This window comes from Catellatospora bangladeshensis, from assembly GCF_016862575.1.
In the GTDB taxonomy this organism is placed as follows: domain Bacteria; phylum Actinomycetota; class Actinomycetes; order Mycobacteriales; family Micromonosporaceae; genus Catellatospora; species Catellatospora bangladeshensis.
The window spans coordinates 19,393-38,076 of record NZ_BONF01000049.1 but is presented as its reverse complement, the minus strand read 5'-3'; the positions used below and the strand labels follow the sequence as shown (position 1 = coordinate 38,076).

The 18,684-nt window shown below is 72.8% G+C and carries 10 protein-coding genes; 5 read left to right on the top strand and 5 right to left on the bottom strand.

The window, feature by feature from the left end:
* The first annotated feature begins 109 nt into the window (after nucleotides 1-109).
* Nucleotides 110-355, top strand: coding sequence for an acyl carrier protein (locus Cba03nite_RS34595; protein WP_203755774.1), 246 nt, complete (start codon nucleotides 110-112; stop codon nucleotides 353-355).
* On the opposite strand, the gene Cba03nite_RS34590 is transcribed toward Cba03nite_RS34595, so the two are convergent.
* Nucleotides 350-2,116 carry an ABC transporter ATP-binding protein gene (locus Cba03nite_RS34590; RefSeq protein WP_203755773.1) on the bottom strand — a complete coding sequence of 589 codons (1,767 nt, stop codon included), beginning with the start codon at nucleotides 2,114-2,116 and terminating at the stop codon, nucleotides 350-352. The genes Cba03nite_RS34595 and Cba03nite_RS34590 overlap by 6 nt on opposite strands.
* Nucleotides 2,113-3,834 carry an ABC transporter transmembrane domain-containing protein gene (locus Cba03nite_RS34585; RefSeq protein WP_203755771.1) on the bottom strand — a complete coding sequence of 574 codons (1,722 nt, stop codon included), beginning with the start codon at nucleotides 3,832-3,834 and terminating at the stop codon, nucleotides 2,113-2,115. The genes Cba03nite_RS34590 and Cba03nite_RS34585 overlap by 4 nt, the downstream gene beginning before the upstream one ends.
* Nucleotides 3,835-4,119: 285 nt before the next feature.
* Here Cba03nite_RS34585 and Cba03nite_RS34580 point away from each other — a divergent pair, with 285 nt between their 5' ends.
* Entirely contained in the window at nucleotides 4,120-5,085 is a 966-nt protein-coding gene (locus tag Cba03nite_RS34580) for a fatty acid desaturase family protein (protein ID WP_239126237.1), read from the top strand.
* Nucleotides 5,082-6,203 (top strand): aminotransferase class I/II-fold pyridoxal phosphate-dependent enzyme, encoded by a 1,122-nt coding sequence (locus Cba03nite_RS34575; protein WP_203755766.1) that lies wholly within the window; start codon nucleotides 5,082-5,084, stop codon nucleotides 6,201-6,203. Before Cba03nite_RS34580 ends, Cba03nite_RS34575 begins: the two co-directional genes overlap by 4 nt.
* Nucleotides 6,204-6,255: 52 nt before the next feature.
* Here Cba03nite_RS34575 and Cba03nite_RS34570 read toward each other — a convergent pair whose 3' ends face one another.
* Both Cba03nite_RS34570 and Cba03nite_RS34565 read right to left on the bottom strand, forming a co-directional pair.
* Nucleotides 6,256-8,061, bottom strand: a complete 1,806-nt coding sequence (locus Cba03nite_RS34570) for a non-ribosomal peptide synthetase (RefSeq protein WP_203755763.1) — start codon at nucleotides 8,059-8,061, stop codon at nucleotides 6,256-6,258.
* A gap of 52 nt (nucleotides 8,062-8,113) precedes the next feature.
* Nucleotides 8,114-11,068 (bottom strand): AMP-binding protein, encoded by a 2,955-nt coding sequence (locus tag Cba03nite_RS34565; protein WP_203755760.1) that lies wholly within the window; start codon nucleotides 11,066-11,068, stop codon nucleotides 8,114-8,116.
* 221 nt (nucleotides 11,069-11,289) lie between these two features.
* Here Cba03nite_RS34565 and Cba03nite_RS34560 point away from each other — a divergent pair, with 221 nt between their 5' ends.
* Nucleotides 11,290-12,033 carry a thioesterase II family protein gene (locus Cba03nite_RS34560; protein WP_203755757.1) on the top strand — a complete coding sequence of 248 codons (744 nt, stop codon included), beginning with the start codon at nucleotides 11,290-11,292 and terminating at the stop codon, nucleotides 12,031-12,033.
* Between the two features lie 49 nt (nucleotides 12,034-12,082).
* A complete protein-coding gene (locus Cba03nite_RS34555; protein ID WP_203755756.1) occupies nucleotides 12,083-12,886 on the top strand; it encodes a thioesterase II family protein in 804 nt (267 codons plus the stop codon).
* 28 nt (nucleotides 12,887-12,914) lie between these two features.
* On the opposite strand, the gene Cba03nite_RS34550 is transcribed toward Cba03nite_RS34555, so the two are convergent.
* On the bottom strand, nucleotides 12,915-18,674 hold the full coding sequence (locus Cba03nite_RS34550; RefSeq protein WP_203755754.1) for a type I polyketide synthase: 5,760 nt from the start codon (nucleotides 18,672-18,674) through the stop codon (nucleotides 12,915-12,917).
* Between the last annotated feature and the right edge of the window lie 10 nt (nucleotides 18,675-18,684).

The following is an 18,684-nucleotide window of genomic DNA, read 5'->3' as shown; positions in this document are numbered from 1 at the left end:
TCCCCTCATGCCGGCGGATCGAGCCGGTGCCAGCCTATCCGGCAGCGGCAGCCGCCGCCCACCAGTGGCGCCGGCCGTACGCAGTCCGAAGTACGGGAGGATGCCGTCCATGCTGCTGCAGGAGCAGAAGGTCTCGCAGGTCTGGGCCAAGGTGATCGGGATCGACGTCTCCGAAGTGGACGCCGACACGAACTTCTTCGACCTCGGCGGGACCTCGCTGATGCTCATCGAGCTGGTCGACGAGCTGAACACGGCGCTGGGCATCGAAACCGACATCCTCACGTTGCTGGAGTTCCCGACGATCGAAGACTTCGTGTCTCAGTGGAACGCTCGGCATTCCGGCGCCGCCTCATAGCCAGCTGGACCACAGCCGGGCGTAGGCGCCGTTCTGCTCCAGCAGCTCCACATGGGAGCCGACCTCGACGATCCGGCCGTTCTCCATGACCGCGATCCGGTCCGCGTCGTGAGCCGTGTGCAGGCGGTGCGCGATCGCGATGACGGTCCGGCCCTCGAGCACGGTCGCGAGCGCCCGTTCGAGGTGCCGGGCCGAGCCGGGATCCATCTGCGAGGTGGCCTCGTCGAGGATCAGCACCGGCGGGTCGGCCAGGAGCAGCCTGGCGAGGGCGACCTGCTGCGCCTGCGCATCCGTGAGGTCCTCGCCCCCGGCGCCCACCGCGGTGTCCAGCTGCTCGGGCAGGCCGGCGGCCCAGTCGTCGGCGCCGACCGCCTTCAGCGCGCCCCACAGCGCGCCGTCGTCGGCTCCCGGCTGCGGGTCGCGCGCCGCGCGCGCCGCGGACAGCTCCAGGTTCTCCCGCAGCGAGCCCCCGAAGACGTACTGCTCCTGTGTCACCAGCACCACGTGCTTGCGCAGCTCGTACGGCGAGATCTCGTGCAGCGGCGTCCCGGAGACGTCGACGCTGCCCGCGCGCGGGCGGTAGACCCCGGACAGCAGCCGGGCCAGCGTCGACTTGCCGCTGCCGGTCTGGCCGACGATGGCGAGCCGCTCGCCGGGCCGCACCGCCAGATCGATGCCGTGCAGCACGTCCGGCCCGTTCTCGTAGGCGAACCGGACGGCGCGCACGGACAGGTCCCCCGCCGGGACGGCACCGCGCTCCGGCAGGTCCCGCTCGGTCTTCGTGTCCGAGACGCCGAGGATGCGGGCCAGCGAGGCCCGGCCCATCTGGAGCGTCCCGCCCCAGTCGAGCAGCGTCTCCAGCGGGATCATCATCTGCAGGATGTACACGGTGGCCGCGGTGACCTGGCCCAGGTTGAGCCAGCCCTCGGTGTAGGCGTACCCGCCCAGCAGCAGGGCCGGGGTCAGCGGCAGGACGAACAGGAACTCCTGGACCGCATACAGCACCGACCGCACCCGCAGCCGCTGGTCGACCGCCTCGTACCACGCCTGGGCGTCGTGCTCGGCGCGCCGCACCCGGTCGGCTTCCAGGCCGAACGCCTCGACCGTGGCAGCGCCCTGGATAGTCGCCGTCAGGCCCTCGGTGATGCCGGCGGAGGCCTCGGCCTCGCGCAGGAAGGCGGTGTAGGCACGGGCCAGATACCAGCGGGTGGCCAGCGCCAGCGGCGGCACGATGATCAGGACCGCGAGCGACAGCTGCCACGACACCAGCAGCAGCGCGCCGACGCTGAGCACCAGCCACACCAGCGCCTCGGTGACCTGGGGCACCGCCAGCTGTGCCGCGCGGCGCAGCTTGTCCACGTCCCCCGACGCGCGGGTGACCAGATCACCTTCGTCGGACCGCTCCACCACCTCCTGCGGAAGCGCGAGCGTGTCGTCGACGAACTTCTCGCGGACCTCGGCCAGGACGAACGCGGCCAGGCGGCCGGCGGCGCGGAACGCGTTGCGGGCGAGCAGCCCCTGCAACAGCAGGAACCCGGTGAGCGCGCCCGCGATGGCGGTCACCGTGCCCACCGTCGCCGTTCCGTCCTGTACGCCCTCGACGATGTCGCCCAGCAGCCGGGGGCCGACGAGGCCGCAGGTCGCGGCCAGCGCGTACAGCAGCAGCACCCAGGCCAGCCCGCGCCGGTGGCGGCCGGCGGCGGCCGACAGGAAGCGGCGGACCGTGATGCCGTCCGCCACGGGCAGCAGACGGGCGCTCACTGTCCCACCACCGAGGCGTCGTCACGGGTCATCAGCTGCCGATACTCGGGGTGGCCGCTCAGCAGCTCGGCGTGGGGCCCGGTCGCCACCACCCGGCCGTCGACCACGTAGGCGACCAGCTGCGCCCGCTGCAGCAGGAGCGGGCTGACCGTGAACACGACCGTGCTCGCCCGGTGCGAGGCCGACCGGTGGCGCTCGGCCAGGTTCGCCGCGATCGAGTGCTCGGTGTAGGCGTCGACGGCGTTCGTCGGCTCGACCAGCAAGGTGAAGTCCGCCTCCTTGGCGAGTAGTGCCCGGGCCAGCCTCAGCCGTTGCAGCTGACCTCCCGAGAAGGTCCTGCCCCGCCCCGTCATCGGGGTGTCGAGGCCGTCGGGCAGGGCGTCGATGATGTCCGTCGCGTGGGCGATCCGCAGGGCCTCGGTGACCTCGTCCGGGCCGGTGGTCTCCGAGGGCGCGATCTCACGGCGTACGGTGCCGGCGAAGAACCGGTCGTTGTTGCGGGCCAGCAGGATCCGTGCGCGCACGTCCGAGATCGGCAGCGACGACAGCGGCTGGTCGCCCAGCATGACCTCGCCGGACTCCTCGAACCGGGCCAGCCGCCGGGCCAGCATCTCGGCATCCGGGGATTGCGCGCAGGCGACCGCCATCAGTGTCGACGGCGGGACGTCCAGTCCGGAGACGCGGTCGACCAGATGCACCTCGCCCCGGTCCGCCGGGGCCGCGCCGCGGCTCGCCCGGTCCGGCACCGGCGTGTTCAGCAGCTTCGTCACCCGGCCGGCGGCGACCAGCGCGCGCGTCAGCTGGTTCGCGCCCTCCATGATGTCGTGCAGGGGCAGCGTGAGGAAGACGGCGAACGCGTAGAACGCGACCATCTGGCCGATCGTCACCTGCTCGCTGAGCACGAATCGGGCGGCGGTGTAGGTGACGATCACGGAGATCACCCCCGGCATGAGGACATCCGTCGCCGTGAAGTTCGCCTCGGCGCGCGCCACCTGGACGTCCGCCACGCGCAGGGTCGCCGAGTCGGCGTGGAAGGCCTTCGCGAACCGCCGCTCGCCGCCGATGCCGCGCAGCACCCGCAGCCCGGAGGCGATGTCGACGGCCCGGCCGGCCAGCCGGCCCTGCTGGGTCCGGTATTCGTCCTGGTACCGGTGCAGCGGGCGCAGCAGGAGGCCGCTGAGCCCGACGACGGCGGGGACGGTCACCAGCACCACCAGCCCGAGCGGCAGCGAGATCATGAGCATGATCACGGTGATCACGACGACCGCGATGACCGAGCCCAGCACCCGACCGACGTGACGCATCCCGCTGCCGATGGCCGTGACGTCCGACGTGCAGGTCGCCGTCAGGTTGCCGACGTCGGCCACGCGCGGCAGCGAGGCGCCGAGCTTGGTGATGTGCCGCGTCACCAGGTGCATCGTCATGGCGCCGGACGCGGTGCCGGTGAGGAGCTGCTGGCGGTAGAAGACGGTGCCCGCGACCGCTCGGACCAGGCCCAGCGCCAGGATGACGAGGGACCACAGGATCAGCTGGCCCCTGTCGCCCTGCGTGATGCCGCGATCCACCGCCCATCCGATCGCGACCGGAATGAAGACCTGGCTGGTGTTCCAGATCCCGGAGGTCACGATCGCCCAGATCACCCCTGCCTTCTGGCGCCCGGCCAGCGCGAGCAGATACCTGGCCGCCGATCTGTGGTCCAGTCCCTCAGGGCCAATCACGGGGATCCGCTGCATCGGCGAAAGCACCTCTCGACGTTTCCAGGCGTGTGAATCTGCCTATCGCTCGGATTCGCATCTCGGTCGTCGCGACCTGCTCACCCGGGTGGTCCGGATGGTAGGCTACCCGAGATCAACCCGTTGGCACAGCACACAATGAACGCTCGGGTGATGCGGCTTCAGCTCGCTGACAGGCATGCAAGGGGTCGGGTGCCAACGAACCTTACGAAGCCATTGTGGACAGTGGCGGCCTGGCGATGCCGGCGGGGGCACACGGAGGTACAGCGGGTGAAGGTCTGGAAGAACACGCCGAAGGATGCGCTTCTCCTCGGGCTCAGCGTGGCGCAGTTCGGAATCACCGTGCTCACCGCGTTCGCCTGGTCCGGCGCATCGGTTCCACTTCGGATCGGGTTCGGTTTGATACTCACGATGATGATGGCGTACAACATCATCGTCGTGTCGCACCTGTTCACGCACGTGCCGTGGTTCGTCAGCGACCGGCTGAACGCCGCGGTGTCGACGCTCAACTCCGTCAACATCGGCCAGTCGGTGCAGGCGTACGAACTGACGCACGTGCGCAACCACCACCGATACAACAACGACCGGCAGGGCGCCGACGGCGAGACGCGCGACCGCTCGTCCACGTATCAGAAGGGCAAGGACGGCGAGCACCAGCCGCTGCTGCCCTACGCCGTGGGCGGCGCGCTGGGCTCCCTCGCCGACCGTGCCCGCGAGCTGGCCATGGTCACCCGCGTCTGGGCGGTGGGGTCCGCCGAGGAGAACCTGCAGCGCCTTGCCTCCCGCCAGCCCGACCGCAGGCGGCGCGAGCTGCGCCAGATCCAGATCGACCGGGCCGCGCACTGCCTCGCGCTGGCCGGCTTCGCGGTGATCTCCTGGCAGTGGACGCTGTTCTGCTACCTTCCCGCGTTCGCGTGCGCGCTGGTCCTGGTGAACGTGCAGAACTACTACCGGCACTACGGCGCGGACCCCGACTCCCGCCTGACCGACTCGGTCAGCCATTACGGCAGGCTGTACAACCGCCTGACCTTTAACGACGGCTACCATCAGGAGCACCACCTCAGCCCCGCCACCCACTGGTCGCAGATGCCGGAGGTCAACGCCCGGCACCGCGAGCGGCTCGCGGCCCAGCCCCGCATCGTCAGCCCGGTCCCGGCGATGTTCGGCTTCCTGGACCGCCGCCGGGCGCTGCTGCACCAGGGACAGCCCGCCGTCAGCCGGACGGCCGCACGATGATCCCCGAGCGCTGCAAGGTAGAGCAGTTCTTCGCCGAGTGGGACGCGGGCGTGGAGCACATCGCGTGCGCCTCGGACGTCGACGGGCTGTCGATGCAGGAGCTGCTGCAGCTCGCCGACCCCGAGGCGAGGGCGCTGTGGGACGAGCTGGATCTCGGGTACACGGACACGCTCGGGCATCCGCTGCTGCGCGAGGCGATCGTGGAGCAGTACGCACGCATGGCGGTCGGCGAGGTCACCGTCTGCGGTGGCGGCGCGGCCGAGGCGCTCTTCCTGCTCGCGCACGTGCTGCTGAAGCCGGGCGATCACGCGCTGGTGGTCTGGCCCGCCTTCGAATCGCTGTTCCGGATAGCCCCGGCCCTGGGCGCGAGCGTCACGCCGATCGCGCTCGACGCCGAGCACGGCTGGCGGCTCGACCTCGACGCCGTACGCCAGGCGCTGCGGCCCGACACCAAGGCGATCTTCGTCAACTTCCCGCACAATCCGACCGGCGCGCTGCCGAGCCGTCAGGAGTTCGAGCAGCTGCTCGCGCTCGCCCGGGAGGCCGGAGTCACCGTCGTGTCGGACGAGGTCTACCGCGGCCTCGAGTACGACCCCGCCACGACGCTGCCCGCGGCCTGCGATCTCGACGAGCAGGCCGTCAGCATCGGGGTGATGTCCAAGGGTTACGGGCTGGCCGGGCTGCGCATCGGCTGGCTGGCCACCCGCGACCAGGCGATCACCGAGGCGGCCCGCCGTCTCAAGGACTACACCACCGTGTGCGCCTCCGCACCGGCCGAGATCCTGTCGCTCATCGCCCTGCGCGCGGGACCGCAGCTGCTCGAACGCAGCCGCCGGCTGATCCTGGCGAATCTTCCGCTCGCGGAGTCCTTCTTCGCCGGGCACAGCGACGCGTTCGAGTGGGCCGCGCCCAAGGCCGGTCCCATGGCGTTCCCGCGGCTGCGGCTGCCCGTCCCGGTCGAGGCGTTCGTCGCGGACGTGGCCCGGGAGAAGGGCGTCCTGTTCCTGCCGGGCACCATCTTCGACATGACCGACAACCGGCTGCGGGTGGGGCTCGGCCGCAGCTCGCTGCCCGCCGCGCTCGAACGCGTCGACGACTTCCTCACCGCCCGGCGGTGACCTCCGGGCGGTGACAGCCCGCTGTCACCGCCCGGAGCCGAGGAGTTCCGCGTCAGCTGCCGCTCGCCGTGCCGGCGAGGTAGCGCTCCAGCTCGCGCCGGAAGTCGGCCAGGACGGGGTTCGTGAACAGCAGCCTGATCGGCACCCGCTGCCCGGCCTCGGCCGAGATCTCCTTCATGAGCCGGACCGCCAGGAAGGAGTCACCACCGGCGAGGAAGAAGTCGGAATCCGCCGTCGCGGGCGTGTTCAGCAGCGTCGACCAGGCCCGTTCCAGCGACGTGGGCTCGTCGGCCGTCACGGGCTGCCCGGCCTCGGCCTCCGGCGCGAGCGCGAGCAGCGCGCCCTCGTCGAGCTTGCCGTTCGGCGACAGCGGCAGCCCGTCGACCACGACGACGCGCCGGGGCTGCATGTACGGGGGGAGCCGGTCGTGCACGGCCTCGCGGACGGAGGCGAGCAGGTCCGCTGTCTCGATCTCCGGCCCGCCGCGCTGGGGCACGATGAACAGCAGCAGCTCGACGGCATCGTCGCCGCGGCGTGCCGCGACGGCGGACTGGGCCACCCCGGGCACGGCTCGCACGGCCGCTTCGATCTCCTCGGGCTCGATCCGGTATCCCCGGACCTTCAGCTGCCGGTCGGCCCGGCCGCGGTATTCGAGCAGGCCGGGCTCCGCCCACGCCACCACGTCGCCGGTCCGGTACACCCGCACCGGCGGCAGCTGCGGGTTGAGGTCGGCGAGGCTGTGGAACCTGGCGTTCGTGAGCTCCTCCCGGCCCAGGTAGCCGCGGGCCAGCCCGACGCCGCTCACATACAGCTCACCGGGCTGGTCGAGGGCCTCCACCCGGTTGCCGTCCGCGTCCAGCACCCACAGACCGGTCTCGGCGACGGCCTCGCCGATGAGCACGCGCCGCTCCCCCAGCGGATGCGGGCACTTCCAGGCCGTCGTGTACACCGAGCACTCCGACGGCCCGTACATGTTGATGACCTCGCCCGTGCTGCGTTCCTGCCACCGCTTGACCAGCTCCGGCGACAGTGCCTCGCCACCCGCGAGGAGATAGCGCACCGAGTCGTACCGTTCGTCGGCCGGGCGGCTCGCGAGGAACAGGTCCAGCAGCGACGGCACGTAGTGCAGGATCGTCACGCCCTGCTCGACGAGCACCTCGGCCAGGTAGTCCGTGTCCCGCTGCACCCCGGGCCGCGCGCAGAACAGCTTTCCGCCCGCGGTCAGCGCCCAGTAGAGCTCGGCGACCGAGACGTCGAAGCCGCACGCCGTCTTGTAGAGCACGACGTCGGACTCGCTCATCGGGCAGAAGTCCTGCAGCCAGCGCAGCCGCGAGCTGAGCCCCGCGTGGGTGATCAGCGAAGCCTTCGGGGCGCCGGTGGTGCCCGAGGTGTAGATCAGATACGCGCCGTCGGAGCCCTTGATATCGACCGCGGGGCCGTCGTGCCCGCTCGCCGCCGTGCGCTCGGCATCGTCGATGACGTAGACCTCGTGCTGCTTCGGCACGCGATCCAGCAGCGACCGGCTGCACACGACCAGCGCGGGAGCGCAGTCGTCAAGGATGTACTCGAGGCGGGACAGCGGATCGTCCGGATCGATCGCGACGTGGGCGGCCCCGGCGAACAGGACCGCGAGCTGCGCCAGCACCAGCTCGACGGACCGCTCGACGTAGACCGCGACGATGTCCCCGGGCCGCACGCCGGCGGCGCCGATCTCGGCGGCCAGCTGCCGCACCCGCGAGCTGAGCTCGGCCCGGTCGAGCGACCGGCGCGCGTCGGCCAGGGCCACCGCGGACGGCGACGTGCGCCAGGTCTCCTCCAGCATGGCCGTGATCGTCTGGTCTGCGGCTTCCACTAACACACGAACTCCCCTACTCGATGTCGTCGTAAGCCGGCCTGCCGACAGCGGTCCGTCACAGCCGGTCCAGCCGGGCGGCGGTGCCGTCCAGCACCGCCTGCAGCACCCGGTCGCCGACGTGTTCGCACTGCCGGCTGCCGACCAGGCCGAGGCCGCCCTCCGCGTCGGGGACGACCTCCAACAGCAGCTCCACGGGGGCGCGCCGGGTCGTGACGCGGTGATACACCGTCTCGCCGCCGAGGCTCAGCGTCGCCGCCGGATGATCCTGGTACGCGAACATCACCTGGTAGAGCGGGTTGCGGCCGGTGCGGGGAGGGTTCAGCGCGAGCCGGATGCCGTGCAGCCCGGCCGTGTTGCGGGGCAGGCACCAGCGAAGCTCCTCCGCGGTCGCGGCGACGTACTCCGGCCAGCTCAGGTGCCCGGACGGCGGCCGCAGGCAGACCACGTTGATGAGGCAGTCGACGACGTCCGTCTCGGCACTCGACCGGGTGCGCGTCGGCAGCCCCACCAGGAAGTCGTCGCGCTCCGCCTGCTCGGCGAGGGCCTGGGTGAAGGCCGCGAGGACCACCCCGAAGATCGACTGCCCACGGGCCGCGGCCCACTCACGCAGCGCCGCCGCCTGCCCGGCGGTGAGCCGCCTGGCGGAGACGTGGCCCGTGTCGGGGCACTCGAACGCGCACGCGTCGCTCGGCTCGTCTCGCCAGGCGATCTCGGCAGCGCCCCGCAGATGGCGTACCCACTCTTCGGTGAGGCCGGGGCGGGCGGGCTCAGGCAGCCGCAGCACCGGTGCCGTCGCCCAGACGGGCGCTCGTCCCCGCGCGCGAGCTTCGTACGCGGTGGACAGGTCGCGGGCCAGCACGGACTCGGACCACCCGTCGAACGCCACGTGGTGCACGCCGATGCCGAGCACCGCGGCACCGTCGGCCCCGGCGCCGATCGCGGCGCGCCAGACCAGGCCCGCTTCCAGGTCGAGCGGCTCGTACAGCGCGTCCAGCACCCGGCTCATGGCGTCGGTGGGCCCCGCCACCTCGGTGAGCGGCACGCTGCCCCCGGCAAGCGGGACGGCCCGGGGCGAAGGCTCCAGCAGGTAGCGCGAGCGCAGCGCCGGGTGCCGCTCCTGCACGTCGCGCAGCGCGAGGGCCAGCGCCGCCCGGTCGACCTCCCCCCGCAGCTCCCAGAGCATCGGGCTCAGCACGGCGTCGTCCTGGTCCATCGCGTGCTGGAGCAGGAAGCCCGCCTGCTCGTCGGTGAGGAGCCGGACGTCGGCGGTGCCCCTGTCGTCCGTACGCGCGACCGGCGGCGCGGCGGCGATGGCCGAGACGATCTCGCCGATCGACTCGAGGCCGGCGAGCAGCTGCACGGGGACCTCGCGGTCGAGTTCACGCGAGGCCCGGATCGCGAGCCGCATCAGATCCAGCGAGGATCCGCCCAGGCCCCACCAGGTGTCGTGTGCGGCAGGCGGCGCGCTGAAGCGCAGGTCGCGGGTGAGTTCGAGGAAGACCGCCCAGGCCGGGTCGGCCGTGGCGGGGCTCGGCTGCTCCGGCGCACGGTTCGCGTCCAGCAGGGCCGCGACGGCGGCCTCGTCGAGCTTCCCGTTGGCGGTCAGGGGCATGCGTGCCACCCCGACCACCAGCGACGGTACGAGCTGGGGCGGGAGCCTGCGCCGCAGGTGCTCGCGCAGCGCCTCGGCGGTGCACGTGCCCGTGTAGACCAGCGCGAGGCTCTGGACCAGGCCGGACGCCTCGGCGTGGAGCGAGGTGAGCGCACAGGTGCCGACGCCGGCGTGCTCGGCCGCGACGCGCTCGATCTCACCGGGATCGACGCGGTGGCCGCGGATCTTGAGTTGGCGGTCCGCGCGGCCGTGGAAGTAGAGGAGCCCGTCCCGGCAGCTCACGAGGTCGCCGGTGGCGTAGGACCGGGACGTGGTGGCGAGCCTGAAGCCGCCCGCGTCGTCACGGCCGACGTAACCGAGCCCGACCCGCGGCCCGGAGACCACGAGCTCCCCCACCGCCCCGTCCGCGACGGGCCGCCCGTCCCGCTCCACGGTCAGCGTCGTGGCCGCCACCGCCGTGCCGAGGGGCACGCCGAGGTCGCTGTCCAGGTCGGCCGGGCGCACCTGGTGCGTGGTGACGAAGACCGTCGCCTCGGCGGGCCCGTAGCCGTTGGTCAGCGCGACGGTGTCGCCGTAGCGGTCCAGGAACCGGCGGGCGTGTGCCACGGACAGGCGCTCGCCGCCGGTAAGCACGTGCCGCAGGCCGGCGAAGCATGCGGGGTCCTCGTCGACGAGCATGGTGAAGATGCTCGCCGTCAGCCAGGCCGTGTTCACGCCGTCGCGGATCGCGGCGCGGAGTTCGGCGGCGTCGAGCAGCGCGCCGTCGCCGAGCAGCCGCACGCTGCCGCCGGTAGTCAGGACGCTCCACAGCTCCAGGGTCAGCGCGTCCCACGGCAGGGCGGCCGCGCAGAGCATCACCGTCGTCTCGTCGAGGCGCATGAAGTCACACTTCTCGAACAGCAGCACCGTGCCGGCGTGCGGCACGAGGGCCCCCTTGGGGTCGCCCGTCGTCCCGGAGGTGAAGAACACCGTCGCGGGATCCTCCGCCACGGACAGGTCCGGCGGCGGGTCGAGGCCGCACGCCGGTTCCGGGGTCCAGGCCGCCGGCCCGTCCGGCCAGCCGGTGCCGATGAGCGTGTGCGCGCCGAGGCTGCGGACGGCGGCGTCGAGCCGGGTCCGGTGCCAGTTCGGGTCCAGGATCGCGTACGCCGCGCCCGCCTTCAGCACGGCCAGCAAAGTGACGACGAGGTCCGCCGAGCGTCCCATCACGACCGGAACACAGTCCCCTTTGGACGCGATGCCCGCCCGCATCAACTGGGCGGCGAGGTCGTCCGACAGGCCGTCGAGCTGCCCGTAGGTGAGTGTGCGGCCGGCGTCGAGAACAGCCGGCGCGTCGGGATTCAGCCGGGCTTGGTGACGAAAGGCACCGTGGATGGTCCCCTGGCTCAACCCCGTCATTTACGTTCACCGTCCCGCTGAAGCTTACGCATCACGGAAATGCCTACCATATCAAGGCGCGCAGGCATGTACCTGAATCACTTGCCGCAGCTGGAAGGCTTGGCCTGGCGGCGTCCGGGCGCAGCCCGTACCCTCGTGAACCATGAGCGATCTCCATTCCGGCCCGCGAAAGCAACACGGCAGACGGCCGTCCGTCCCGTACGCCTGGCGGTCGTAGCGGAATGCAGATCTCCTGGGAGCCGCTGCGCTCCGATCCCGAACCACAGCGGTTGTTGTTTCTCGCCCCGCATGTCGGCGGCGGCGCGGCGGTCGGTCGTGACCTCGCCCGCAGCCTCCCGGACGGCTGGGCCGTCTACGGTCTGGTGCTGCCGGGACGCGAGCGGCTGATCGCCGAGCCGGTGGAGTGGGAGTTCGACGCGGCGGCCACCGTGGCCGCCGACGCTCTGGAGGAGGTCGCCGCCCGGCACCCGGCCGCCGAGGTGGTGGGCCTGGGCCAGTGTTCGGGCGCCTGGCTGATGTACGCGATCCTCGCGCGCGCCGCGTCGCGGCCGGGGTCGCGGGCACGGTTGATGGTCGCGGTCAGCCAGGGCGCATGGCACCTGCCCCGGGTGCACCCGGACCTGCCGGAGTCGTCCGAGACGCTGTGGGCCCAGCTCGTCGCGTCCGGTGACGCCCAGCCGGCCGTCGCCGAGGACGAGGACGCCCGTGACCTGCTGGAGCCCGTCATCCGCGCCGACTACACGGCCGTGGCGGGCTTCCCGTACGCCGCCGACCCGCTGAAGATCCCGCTGCTCGTCGTCGCCGGATCCGAGGACCGCGACATCGACCGCTCGGTGGCGCAGTCCTGGGCCGACTACTGCACCCGGCTCGACTTCGAAGAGGTCTCCGGCGGCCATTACCTGTTGCAGGAGAACCCGGCGGCGGTCGCCCGTGCCGTCGTCGAGCGGGCAGACCTGACCTCGTGACCGTGGCAGCAGCCCGCACCGCCGTGACGGGCCGTTCGGGAGCGGCCGCGTGAACGGCGACGCTCCCCCACTCCACGACCTCCTCCGGTCCTTTCCCGACGCGGTCGCCCGGCCGGACCCGGCCGCGCCGCCGGCACGCACCGTCTACTGTGTCCCGTCGGCCGGGACCGGCGCCCGCACCTTTCTGGCCGCCTTCGCACAGTCGGCGCTGCGGGCGAATCTGCGAGTGGTTCAGCTGCCGGGCCGCGAGGACCGGTTCGCCGAGCCGTGCATGGACGACATCAGGGAAATGGCCGCGCTCGTCGCGGACGCCGTCGTCGCGGACCGGCACGGCGCCGACTACGCGCTGTTCGGGCACAGCTTCGGCGGCCTGGTGATGCTGGAGACGGCGCGCCGCCTGGAGCGGATCGGCGCGCCGCCGCCGGCGGTCCTGGCGATCGCGGCCTGCGCGCCTCCGCACCTGCCGGCGTTCGCCCGCTACGACGAGCTGGAGCCCGCGGAGATCGTCGAGGCCCTTCAGGAGCTGGGCGGCCTGGACTTCAGCGGCCGGCGCGGCGAGCTGCTGAAGCCGCTCGTCCTGCCCGCTCTCGCCGCGGACGCCCGGGCGTGCACCCGATACCTGGACGACGCGGACGGGGACAGGATCGCCTGCCCCATCCTCGCCATGAGCGGCTCGCACGATCCGGCGCTCACCAGCGAGGAGGCGGCCGGCTGGCGCGAGTACACCGCGGCCGCGTTCGAGACCCGGGAGTACCCGGGCGGGCACTTCTTCCCGCAGGAGTCGGCGCTGCCGCTCAGCGCCGTCGTCCACTGGAAGCACCGGCTTCCGGCGGACGACGGGCGAGTGGCCTGACGCCGCGGCGAGCCCCGGGCTCGCCGGGTCAGCGCCGGCGCAGCTCGCCGAGCGGCACGGTGGGGTCGGCCAGCAGCTGCTCCACCCGGGCGGCGAGGTCGGCTCCGTAGGGTGCGAGGTCGCTCTCCTCGGCGATCTCCGAGATGAGTTCGATCCCGTCGCGGTGTTCCTCGACGGTCAGCAGCGCCGGCTGCGGCATGCGCGGCCGCTCCATCGCCATGGGCGACGCCGGTGCGCCGAACAGGGTCCCCGGGCTCTCGGTGGCGTACTCGAACGCGAGGAACGTGGACGGCAGGTGGCGGTAGCGGCGGTTCTGCAGCGTCCGATACAGGCCCGACAGCGCGTCGGAGCTGCTGACGAGCTGCGCCTGCACGTCCCGGGTCACCTCCAGCAGGCTGGTGTCGTCGGGGAGTTCGAGGATGACCGGCAGCAGGTCCACGCAGAAGCCGATGAGTGGCCTGCCCGGGAAGGCGAGCGGCTGTCCCGTCCGGTGCGCCATGACGATCACCTGCGGGGCGTTCATGAGCAGCGCCGAGGCCACCGACACCGCCGACAGCGCCGCGGTGTGCATGGTGGATCTGCTGGAGCGGGACAATCCGCGCAGCTCGGCGAGGCGGTCCGCCGACAGGCGGTCGATGCGGGTGACCGGCGCGAAAGGTTTGGCGCCGTCGACCATGCGGGCCGACTGCCACGCGCTGTCGAGCCTCGGCCGCCACCACGCGTCGTTCGCGGCGAACCGGGCGTCCTCCTCGGCGCGCTTGGACCGTGCGTACTCCAGGAAGCGGGCCGGCTCGCGTACCGCGGCGGCCCGCTCACCGCCCACGTAGAAGGCCGACAGCTCCTCCCACAGGACCTCGAACGACCAGCCGTCGATGACCGCGTGCGGCGCGGTGGCCTGAAGGTACGCGACCGCACCCGCCTGCACGAGGTGGAACTGGAACAGCGAGGGGACCGACATGTCCACCGGCCGCCGCGCGAACCGGGACAGCATCGCCTCGATGTCGCCCGGCGACGCGTCGCTCAGGGTGCAGGTGGTCAGCGCCGGAACGGCGTGGGCGACGCAGTTCTGGGCCGCGCCGTCCTCGTCGAACCCGATCCGCAGCGCCTCGTGCCGCCGCGCGACCCGTTCGATGGCGCCGGTCAGCCTGTCCACGTCGATGACGCCCTCGATGCGGCGCACGTCGGACATCTGGTAGGTCGCCCCGCGATCGCCGCCCAGCTCGCTGCTCATCCAGAGCAGCTTCTGGCCGTCGGTGAGCGGAGCCTCGCCGGTGACCGGCGGCTCGTCCACCGGGGCCGGTGCGCTCGCCGGAACGGCCGCCGCCGCCCGGGTTCTCTGCCAGACGCCGCTCGCGGCCACCTCCGCCGCCGTTTCGGCGACGGCCTCCACGATCCGGGCCCGGTCCGCGTCGTCGTGCGCGGCGCTGAGGAAGCAGGTGCGCCCCTCCCACACGTAGACCCCGCGGCTGAGCAGGCCGAGGAAGAACATGTTCTCCGACCGCTCGGAGCCGTCGACGTTGATCCGGAACAGCGACGAGAAGTGCTCGACCTCGATCGGGTAGCCGTTGGCCGCGGCATGCTGGTTGATCTCCCGGGCCAGCTCGGCCGTGCGCTCGGTGAGCGTGTGCTGCAGCCGGGGCGACTCCTTGCGCAGGTGCCGGATCATCTGCTGCGCCACGGCCATGGCCATCGGCTGCTTGCTGAACGTCCCGGAGAACACCATGCTCGGCCGCTGCGGCAGCCCGCCGTCGCCCTGCCGCCAGCGCCCGCCGTCGATGGGGGCCATGAACTCCGCGTCGCCCGCGATCACCCCGAGGGGCATGCCGCCGCCGATGACCTTGCCGTACGTCGCCAGGTCGGGGCGGACGCCGAAGTACCCGGCCGCGCCGGCGGGGTGGCAGCGGAAGCCGGTGATGATCTCATCGAAGATCAGTGCGGCGCCCTGCGCAGTGGTGCGGGCACGCAGCTGATGCAGCAGCTCGGCGGGCTGATACCCCGGACGCCGGCTCTGCACCGGCTCGACCAGCACCGCCGCCAGCTGCTCACCGTAGGACTCCAGGATGGGCAGTGCGGTCTCGTCGTAGGGCAGGATGATGACGTCCTGCGCCATGCCGGGCGGCGTGCCCCGGCCGAGCGTCGTCGACTCGCCCCGCTGCCCGCCCGCGCGGGGTGCGACCAGCACACCGTCGAACGTGCCGTGGAAGGAACCGGCGAACACCGCGATCAGATTCCGGCCCGTCTTCGCGCGCGCGGCGCGTACGGCGAACATGACCGCCTCGGTCCCCGAGGTGGCCAGCGCCACCCGGTCGACCCCGGTCAGCGACGCGATACCGCGCGCCACGTCGCCCGCGGTCGACGACTGCGGGCCGAGCAGCAGGTCGGAGGCGTCGAAAGTGCGCAGCGCCTCCCGCACCGGCTCGGATGCGTGACCCAGCAGGTTGACGCCGAAGCCCATGCACAGGTCGAGATACTCGTTGCCGTCCACATCGGTGAAGTGGGAGCCCTCGCCGCGTACCCCGACCACCGGGTAGCTGACCGAGCGGCGGCCCGTGCGGAGCGAGAACACCAGGTTGCGCTGGTCTGCCAGCGTGTACCGGTCCTCCTCGGTGACCCGCCGCGACACCGGCGTCCGCCGTCCCCACTCGAGTTCCTCCTCGACCGGCAGCGCGGCGATCTCACCGGCCCCGCCGGCCGGCCCGGACGGCTGCGCGACCGGTACGGCGGCCGGCGCGGCGGCCGGCGCGGCGACGGGCGCGGTGACCGGCGCGCGACGCTGCTGCGGCACAGCGGGCAGCACCGCGACGGCCCGTTTCGGCTCCGCGGCGCCGGACGACGGCTGCCAGCTCGGCGGCACGACCCCGGTGAGGAACTCGGTCAGGCTCTCGCACGAGTCCCGGTCGAAGTAGAGCAGCTGCACGTCGACATCGGCCTGGAACTCGGCCGACAGCGCATCGGCGAGCTGGATCAGCAGGAACGAGTCGTATCCGAGGTCGATGAAGGAGGCGCCGGGCTTCACGTCGCCCGGGGTGCTGCCGACGAGCTGCGCGACGATGCGGCGTACCCCCGCCTCGATGCCCTCCCGATCGGCCGGCGCCGCAGGCGGCGCCGCGGCCTCCACCGCGGTGGGGACGGCCACCGGCGGCGGTGGCGGTGACTCAGGCTGCATGGGCTGCGGCTCCTCCTCGGGACCCCGGTCGAACGCGTAGGTGGGAGCGTGGACGACGACCGTGGCCGTGCCCGGACCGTCGGCCGGTCCGGTCCCGGCCGGGAGGACCTGGTCCTGCCCCGCCGTCCAGGCCGTCGCCAGCAGCCGCGCGCGGGAGACCGCGTCGTAGCCCGGCTGGCCGGCGGTGGTCATGGCCTGCACGTCGTCGCCGAACACCTCACCGGCGAACGCGGCGACGCCCTGGCCCGAGTCCAGGACGTAGGCCAGGGTCGTGCCGTCCGCGCGAAGCGCGCGCACGGCGTCACCGAACCGGACCGTCCGGGTCAGCTGCCCGGCCCAGAAGGCAGGGTCCCGGGCGGTCGCCTCGTCCAGCCAGTCACCCGTCGTCGGCGACATCAGCCGCCGCACCGGGGGCCGCAGGTCGAACTCCGCCCACGCCGCGGTGTACCGCTCGGCGAACGGCTCCAGGAACGTGCTGTGGAACGGGTGCGCGACCGGGATCCGGACCGAGGCGACACCGGCGGCGCGCAGCTCGGCGGCGAGCGCTTCGATCGCGGTCAGCTCGCCGCTGAACACGCAGTCCCGGGCGCCCGGCACGATCGCCAGCGACACCCCGGGGCGCAGGTACGGACCCGCTGAGGCTTCGGGCAGCCGCGCCCGGATCATCGCGCCAGGCGGCGCGCTCGCCAGGATCCGGGCGCGTGCGGTGACGGCTGCGGCGGCCTCGTCCAGGGTGAGCACCTCGGCGACCACGCCCGCGGCGACCTCGCCCAGGCTGTAGCCGCACAGGGACCGGGGCTCGATGCCGTCGGCCAGCAGCGATCTCGCGATCACCACGGAGCGCACGAGCATGGCGAGCTCGGTGATGCGCGGGGCGGCATCGGGCGCGGGCTGCCCGGTGAGCAGGGCCTCGACCGGCTGCCGGTCGTCGGCGGGCAGGCTCGACAGCGCCTGCGCGAACAGGCCGGCGAATCCGTCGATCTCCGCGCGTGCCGCGCTCAGGTCACCGAGCGCGGTCCCCTGGCCGGGGAAGACGAAGACGCTGTCGTGCCCCCGTCTGGCCCGGCGGGTCCCCGTACGCCAGGTGTCGATGCGCCCGGCGCGTCGGACCAGGACGACCGCCTCCCGGTGGGCGAGCCGGCGCCGGCCCGCCGTCATCGTATGGGCGAGCCTGCCCAGGCTCTCCGGGTTGGCCGCGGCGAAATCCAGCATACGGTCGGCGGTGTCCTGGGCGCTGCGCGCCGACGCGGCGCTGACCGGGACGACGAAGACGCCGTCGCCCGGACCGTCGGCGGTCCTGACCGGCGGGGCCTGTTCGAGGACGACGTGGGCGTTGGTGCCGCCGACCCCCATCGAGCTGACCCCGGCCCGGCGCGGGCCCGGCCCGTCCTCCCAGGGGCTCGCACTGGCGGGCACGAACAGCCGGGAGCCCGCCGGGGTGATCCGCGGGCTCAGCTCCACGAAGTTCGCCACCGGGGGGATCTGCCCGCTGCTGACCACCAGCGCGGCCTTGATCAGCCCGAACACGCCCGACGCGGCGCCCAGGTGGCCGACGTTCGCCTTGACCGCCCCGATCGCGCACCGTGCCCCGTCGGGGCCGAGGGCACGTTCGATGGCCTGCCACTCGACGACGTCGCCGACCTCGGTCCCGGTGCCGTGCGTCTCGACATACCCGATGTCGCGCCCGTCCACGTCCGCGGCGGCCAGCGCCGCGCTGATGACCAGGCTCTGCTGGTTCACGCTCGGGGCGGTGAACCCGACCTTCCGCTTGCCGTCGTTGTTGACGGCGCTGCCGCGGATCACGGCGTGGATCGCGTCCCCGGCCGCCAGCGCGTCGTCGAGCCGTTTGATCACCACCGCGCCCGCGCCGCTGGCGGTGATGGTGCCGCTCGCGGAGCGGTCGAACGGCCGGCAGCTGCCGTCGGTGGACCAGATGCTGCCCGGCTGGTGGTAGTAGCCCGCCTGGTGCGGCGCCTCGACGTTCACCCCGCCGGCCAGCGCCACGTCGCAGTCCCCGGACAGCACGCTCTGGCAGGCCAGATGCACGGCGACCAGCGAGCTGGAGCAGGCGCTCTGCACCGTCAGCGACGGGCCGCGCAAGTCGAGCGCGTAGGCGATGCGGGTGGACAGGAAGTCGTGGTCCAGCAGCGACACCCAGTTGACCGCCTCCGACGACTTGAGCGGCCGCCCGGCGTCACCGAACCGCGGGTCGCCCAGGCGCTGCAGGACCGTGATCGGCGAGCCGGCCCCGCCGGCGGCGAACAGGCCGATGCGGCCGGGATGGCGCAGCGGGTCGCAACCGGCGTCCTCCAGCGCCTCGAGGACGACCTCCATCATCACGAGGTGGTTGCGGTTGATGCCGTCGGCCTCTCCGGCGGTGATGCCGAAGGCGGTGCCGTCGAACCTGTCGTAGCCGTCCAGCGGCGCGGCGACGGGCACGTAGGGGTTTCGCACGTCCGCGGGGAGGCTGATCCCCTCCCGCCGCCGGTCCTGCTCGCTGACGGTGACCATGCCCGTGGCGCCGGCCTCGACGTTGGCCCACAGCGCGCGGTAGTCGGCCGCCCCCGGACCTCGGCACGCCATGCCGACGATGGCCAGCGGCTCACGCATCTGCTCCCCCATCTCGTCTGCC